We start from the raw sequence: 6,974 nt of genomic DNA, 5'->3' as shown, positions 1-6,974 counted from the left end.
CAGCTGCGTGGCCGTGCCGTTGCGCAGGTCGATGGTTTCGATGCCGGCGATCGTGCCGTTCGCAAGCGCGCCCACGTTCCAGGCGGCAAGCGCGGCATCGATGCGCAGCACGTCGCTGCCCGCGCCGCCGTCCACATGTTCGAGCCCGCTGCGCACCACCAGCACGTCAGCGCCGCGGCCGCCCAGCAGCGTGTCGGCACCGCCGCCGCCGTCGATCGTGTCCGCGCCGTTGCCGCCGTCCAGCCGGTTGGCCTGCGCATTGCCGGTGATCCGGTTGTCGCCGCCGTTGCCGGTGCCGGTGCGCGCGATGTCGCCGATCAGCACCAGGTTCTCGACGTTGGCGCCCAGCGTGTAGTCGACGTAGCTCTGCACCGTGTCGCTGCCTTCGCCGGCCAGCTCGGTCACCACGTCGCCCGTGCTGTCGACGATCAGCATGTCGTCGCCCGTGCCGCCCACCAGGCTGTCGTTGCCCAGTTCGCCGTTGAGGAAGTCGTTGCCCGCGCCGCCTTGCAGCAGGTCGTTGCCGCCGCGGCCCCACAGGAGGTCGTCGCCCGCGGTGCCGGCCAGCGTGTCGGCCGCTTCGGTGCCCACCGTTCCAGGCGTGCCGGGCGTGCCGCCGCCGCCTTCGCCCTGGCCCGACGCCATGGCCGCGAGGATGTCGGCGTTGTACCAGTCGTGGTCGGTCGTCTGCAGTTCGAGCTGCTGGTAATTGCCGGCGGCATCCGGCACGAACCAGCCTTCCACCGTGATCGACTCGCCGTTGGCTTTCACCGTGATCACCAGGTTGTCGCCCGCGCGCGTGAATGCGAGCTCGCTGGCCTGCAGCCCGCGCACGGGCGCGTTCGGCACGTAGTAAAAATAACTTGCCAGGTCGATGCCCAGCCCGCTCACGTAGATGTTCGTGGACCCCGGCAGGCCGCGCACCACGTCGTGGCCGTCGCCGACGAAGAACGACAGGCGGTTGTAGTCGGTGCCAGGATCGATCACGTCGTCGCCCGCGCCGCCCTGGAAAACGTCGTAGCCCTGGTCGCCGATCAGCGTGTCGTTGCCGGCGCCGCCGCTCAGGTTGTCGTTGTCGAAGCCGCCGTCCAGCCGGTCGTTGCCGTCGCCGCCGCTCAGGTTGTCGTTGCCGCCGCCGCCCAGCAGATAGTCGTCGCCGCCGCCGCCCGCGATGTTGTCCCAGCCGGCCATGCCGTCGAAGGTGTCGTTGCCGGCGCGCCCCTCGAGGTTATCGGCGGACGCGGTGCCCACGACGTAAAGGCCCTGCTGGCTGGCCCCGTTGGGCGCGGCTGCGAAGACGCTGGCGTCCCACACCGTGCCATCCTCGAACACCGCGCGCGCGACCGGCGGCGTGGAAGCGGCGAAGTAGTCCTTCACCGCGAGCTGGCTGGACGCATAGCCGGTGATGCGGAACACCAGGTCGTTGCCTTCGCGCGCCAGGTCCACCTGCGACGGCAGCACGCCGGCGCCCAGCTGGATGGTGTTGGTCTCGCCAGCCACGGGGCTCTCCACCACCGTGCCGATGCCGCCATAGCGCGCGAGCAGGTAGCTGTCGTCGCCCGCGCCGCCGGCCATCGTCTCGCCGCCCGTCAGCAGGTCGTTGCCCTCGCCGCCGTACAGCAGGTCGTTGCCGCCCTCGCCGTACAGCGTGTCGTTGCCGGCATCGCCATACAGCGTGTCGTTGCCGTTGCCGAAGCCTGCGCGCTGGTCGCCCCACAGAACGTCGTTGCCGTCGCCTCCGTGCAGCAGGTCGTTGCCGGTCCAGCTGGACCACGAATTGGAGCCGTAGAAATAGGCGAAGTCGCCCTGGATGTAGTCGTTGCCGGCGCCGCCGTCGATGGTGTCGTTGCCGGTGTTGTTGCCATAGATGGCGTTGTCCTGCGCATTGCCCTGTGCCTGCATGTTGTTGAAGCGGCCGATCAGGACCAGCGTTTCCACGTTCAGCGGCACGGCGATGACGCCGGTGTACGTGTCGTCGCGCAGCTCGATCTTGTCGTTGCCCTCGCCGGGCTGTTCGATGACCGTGATGTCGTGCGAACCGAGCTGGTACAGGTCATCGCCCAGTCCGCCGGCCAGGGTGTCGCCGGCCGACCCGCTCAGGGTGTCGTTTCCGGGGGTTGGGATATTCATGGTTGTTCGTCCTGCAAGGCAAAACTCCCATTTGGCCGGCACCCGGTCAATTTGTGGGGAACCCCACGTTGCCACGCGTAAGAAATGTGCGATCGAATTGCTGTGTCTGCGCTGACCGCTGTGCTTGAGCCGCCAAGCTGATTTGAAGTCCCATGGCACACCCGGCGATGGTTCGTATACGAAACATACCTCCTGAGCCAGGACTGCAAGTGCGCATACTTTGCAGTTGCAGTCGTTCCGGCACTGGACTTTCGTTCCAGCCGATTGCTGGCCGGCGGTCGTTCCGCAGCCTTCGGAGCGAAAGCCCCTATGCCCGACAGCAGCGACAGTCACGGCGCCGGCGAAATCCAGCGCCAGGAGGCATTGCTCAAGACCGGCGCCTTGCAGGATGCGATCTTCAAAAGTGCCTATTTCTCCAGCATCGCCACCGACGAAAAGGGCGTGATCCAGATCTTCAACGTCGGCGCCGAACGCGGCGCAACTGGTGGAGCAGCAGCGGCGCACCGCCAAACTCTCCGGCGAGCTGAAGGCGGTGGCGCGCCAGGCTGCTTCCAGCGCGGCGCCTGCCACCTCCGCCACCCAGCCCGCCGGCGCCGGCGCAGCGTGCGCGGCGCTACTCGGCGAACAGTTGCGCGATCTTCTCGCGCAGCCAGCGATTGCCGGCATCCGCCTCGAAGCGCCTGCTCCAGTGCAGGCTGACGGTGAACTCGCGCTGCGGGAAGGCCGGCTCGACGATGGCATAGCCGTCGTCGAAACCCTGCGCGATGTTGCGCGGCATGATGGCCGCGAGGTCCGTGGCCGCCACGATCGAGGGCAGCACCATGAAATGCTCGGTGACCAGCCGCAGCCGGTCCTGCAGCTGCAGCTGCTGCACGATGCGCAGCGTGTCGGCATGCGCGCGCACCGCCACGAACTCCAGCTCGCGCAGCGCCCGCAGCAGCGCGCGGCCGGTGTGGCGCTTGCGCGCGAACGGGTGGCCGCGGCGCAGCAGAACCACGTAGCGGTCCTTCAGCAGCTGCAGCCGCTGCGTGTCCTTCACCATCGGCAGGAAGCCGAGGGCCACGTCGACCTTGCCGCTGTGCAGCGCCTCGGCCACGACGTCGCGCGGCAGCGGCCGCGTCTCCACCCGCACGCCTGGCGCGTGCTCGCGCAGCGCCACCATCAGCTGCGGCAGGAAGCGCGCCTCGCCGATGTCGCTCATGTGGATGTGGAAGGTGCGCTGCGATGCGGCCGGATCGAAGCCGGCCGATTCGCCCAGCGCCTGCTCCAGCATGGCGAGCGCCTCGCGCACCGGCACGGCGAGGCGTTCCGCCTTGGGCGTCGGCCGCACGCCGCCGGCCGCGCGCACGAACAACGGATCGTGGATCAGCGAGCGCAGCCGCGCCAGGCCCTGGCTGGCCGCCGGCTGCGTCAGGTCCAGGAGCTCCGCGGCGCGGCTCACGCTGCCCGCGCGGTGCACCGCGTCGAACAGGCGCAGCAGGTTGAGGTCGATGTCTCTGAGATGCATTGGATGAATACTGCTTAGTCGCTTCATTGTATTGATTGATGAAGCACCCACGACGACACTGCCGGCTCCCCGAAAGGCAGTGCATGGAAGTTTCGTTCAGCAAGGAAATCGAATCGCTGCGCCTGGGCGCCGGCGACACCTTCCATGGGGAGGGCATCCTGGCGATCACCAAGGCGCTGCTGCAGTCCGGCGTGGCTTACGTCGGCGGCTACCAGGGCGCGCCGGTGTCGCACCTGATGGACGTGATGGTGCAGGCCAAGGGCTACATGGACGAACTGGGCGTGCACGTGGAGGCATGCCCCAACGAGGCCTCGGCCGCGGCCATGCTCGGCGCGTCCATCCACTACCCGCTGCGCGGCGCTGTCACCTGGAAGTCCATCGTCGGCACCAACGTGGCGGCCGACGCCCTGTCCAACCTGTCGTCGCCGGGCGTCAGCGGCGGTGCGCTGGTGGTGGTGGGCGAGGACTACGGCGAAGGCGCTTCCGTCATCCAGGAACGCACGCACGCCTACGCGCTCAAGTCCGGCATGTGCCTGCTCGACCCGCGCCCCGACCTGGGCGTGATGGTCCGCATGGTGGAGGAAGGCTTCCGGCTGTCGGAGGCGTCCAACATGCCCGCCCTGCTGGAGCTGCGTATCCGCGCCTGCCACGTGCGCGGCAGCTTCGACACCAGGGACAACGTGGCGCCGGCGATCTCCACGCGCGCGCTGCTGGAAGAACCGGCTGCGTTCGACTACATGCGGCTGGCGCACCCGCCCGTGACCTTCCGCCAGGAAAAGCTCAAGTACGAGCAGCGCATTCCCGCCGCACGCCGGTACATCGCCGAGAACGGCCTCAACGAGCTGATGCCCGGGCGCCGCACCGATCTGGGCATCGTGGTGCAGGGCGGCGTCTACAACGCGCTGATGCGCGCGCTGCAGCTTCTGGGCCTGGCTGACGCGTTCGGCGAAACCGACATTCCGCTGCTGGTGCTGAACGTCACCTACCCGCTGGTGCCCGAGCAGATCGGCGACTTCTGCATCGGGAAGGACGCGGTGCTGGTGGTGGAGGAAGGCCAGCCGGAATACATCGAACAGGAAATCGCAACGCTGCTGCGCCGGCGCGCTATCCAAACGCGGCTGCACGGCAAGGACCTGCTGCCGCTGGCCGGCGAATACACGGTGGAAGTGCTGGCGCAGGGGCTGCTGGAGTACCTGGCATCCGCTATTTCCGTTCGCCCTGAGCTTGTCGAAGGGCACGCGCAGGGCTGCGACAAGCCCAGCCCGAACGGGGTGCGTTGGTTGACCGATCTGGCGCATCGGCGCAAGGCGGCCGGCGCGTTGCTCGCAGCACCGCTGCCGATCCGCCCGCCCGGCTTTTGCATCGGCTGCCCCGAGCGGCCCGTGTTCTCCGCGCTCAAGCTGGCGCAGCAGCAGATCGGCCCCGTGCACATCGCGGCGGACATCGGCTGCCATGCGTTCGGCACCTTCGCGCCGTTCTCCATGGGCCACTCCATCCTGGGCTACGGCATGAGCCTGGCCAGCCGCGCCGGCGTGTCGCCGATGATGCAGCGGCGCGCGCTCGCCATCATGGGCGACGGCGGCTTCTGGCACAACGGCCTGCTCACCGGCGTGCAGAGCGCGCTGTTCAACGGCAGCGACGCGGTGCTGCTGATCTTCAAGAACGGCTACACCTCGGCCACCGGCACGCAGGAGATCATCTCCACGCCGCGCACGGACGCCCGGCTGGGCGGCGACAAATCGGACAGCCTGGCGCACACCAACCAGACCATCGAGTCCACGTTGAAGGGCATGGGCGTGCAGTGGCTGCGCACGGTGCACACCTACGGCGTGGAAAAGATGCGCGCCACGCTGACCGAGGCCTTCACGTCGGACTTCAACGGCCTGAAAGTGATCGTGGCCGAAGGCGAGTGCCAGCTGGAGCGCCAGCGCCGCATCAAGCCGTGGATCGCCGGCCTGCTGAAAAAAGGCAAGCGCGTGGTGCGCGTGAAGTACGGCGTGGACGAGGACGTGTGCAATGGCGACCATGCCTGCATCCGCCTCTCGGGCTGCCCCACGCTCACGCTGAAGGACAACCCCGACCCGCTGAAGGTGGACCCGGTGGCCACGGTGATCGACGGCTGCGTGGGCTGCGGCTTGTGCGGCGAGAACGCCCACGCCGCCACGCTGTGCCCCAGCTTCTACCGCGCCGAGGTGATCCAGAACCCGCGCTGGCACGAACGCCTGTTCGAGAGCCTGCGCGGCGCCATGGTGCGCGCGCTGCAGCCGGCATGACCACCGGCATGACCACGGCGACACACCCCGACACGCGGCACCGGCAGCCCATCTGCCTGCTGATCTGCGGCCTGGGCGGCGAAGGCGGCGGCGTGCTGACCGAGTGGCTGGTGGACATCGCCCGCCACGCCGGCTACGCGGCGCAGAGCACCTCGATTCCCGGCGTGGCGCAGCGCACCGGCGCCACCACCTACTACCTGGAAGTGTTTCCGGTGCCGCTGGCGGAGCTGGGCGGCCGGCGGCCGGTGTTCAGCCTGAACCCGGTTCCAGGCGCGCTGGACGCGCTGCTGTCGTCGGAGCTGCTTGAAACCGCGCGCCAGGTCGGCAGCGGCATGGCCTCGCCGGAGCGCACGCTGGTCATCACCTCGTCGGCGCGCACGCTGACGATGCAGGAGCGCATGGAGCCGGGCGACGGCCGCGCCGATGCCGACGCGCTGCTGCAGCTGGTGCGCGCCTTCAGCCGTGCCCAGCAGGTGTTCGACATGGCCGGCGCGGCGCGCGAAGCCGGCACCATCGTCAGCGCCGTGATGCTGGGCGCCATTGCCGGCAGCGGCGTGTTCCCGTTCGCGCGCACCGACTACGAAGCGGTGGTGCGCACATCCGGCGGTGCGGCCGAGGCGAGCCTGCGCGGCTTCGCCAACGGCTTCGCGCGTGTGGCGCAGGAAAGCGCACCGGCGCAGGCCGCACCTGCCGCATTGCCCGCACCGGCGGCTGCAGGACCCGCATCCGAATTCCCCGCTCCAGTCCAGGAGATGGCGTCGCTCGGCTACGCACGCCTGGTGGACTACCAGGGCCGCTGGTATGCCGAGCTGTATTTGCGGCGCCTGCGCGGCATCCTCGCGGCCGAGCAGGCGGCCGACCCGCAGGCGCAGCACGCCTTCGCCACCACGCGCGAGGCCGCGCGCTGGCTGGCGCTGTGGATGGCGTTCGACGACATCGTGCGGGTGGCCGACCTGAAAAGCCGCGCGGCGCGCGCCGCGCGCGTGCAGCGCGAGGTCAAGGCGCGCGATGGCGACCTGCTGCGCGTGTACGACCATTTCAAGCCCGGCCTGCCGGAGTTCGCC

General features: G+C 69.1%; 4 protein-coding genes. 2 read left to right on the top strand and 2 right to left on the bottom strand.

What is annotated here, in order from left to right; genetic code table 11:
- A partial coding sequence (locus H0U68_RS24260; RefSeq protein WP_296359594.1) for a calcium-binding protein occupies window positions 1-2,130 on the bottom strand: 2,130 nt, incomplete at its 3' end.
- Between the two features lie 613 nt (window positions 2,131-2,743).
- Window positions 2,744-3,637, bottom strand: a complete 894-nt coding sequence (locus H0U68_RS24255) for a LysR family transcriptional regulator (protein WP_296359593.1) — start codon at window positions 3,635-3,637, stop codon at window positions 2,744-2,746.
- Between the two features lie 83 nt (window positions 3,638-3,720).
- Between H0U68_RS24255 and H0U68_RS24250 the strand changes: the two genes are divergently transcribed.
- Together H0U68_RS24250 and H0U68_RS24245 are read left to right on the top strand one after the other, a co-directional pair.
- Window positions 3,721-5,910, top strand: coding sequence for an indolepyruvate ferredoxin oxidoreductase subunit alpha (locus H0U68_RS24250; protein ID WP_296359591.1), 2,190 nt, complete (start codon window positions 3,721-3,723; stop codon window positions 5,908-5,910).
- On the top strand, window positions 5,907-6,974 hold a 1,068-nt coding region (locus H0U68_RS24245; protein WP_296359588.1), incomplete at its 3' end, for an indolepyruvate oxidoreductase subunit beta family protein. The genes H0U68_RS24250 and H0U68_RS24245, both read left to right, overlap by 4 nt.

The organism is Ramlibacter sp. (genome assembly GCF_013697775.1).
Lineage (GTDB): Bacteria > Pseudomonadota > Gammaproteobacteria > Burkholderiales > Burkholderiaceae_C > Ramlibacter.
The sequence above is the reverse complement of the archived record's forward strand: the minus strand, read 5'-3'. Positions and strand labels throughout refer to the sequence as shown.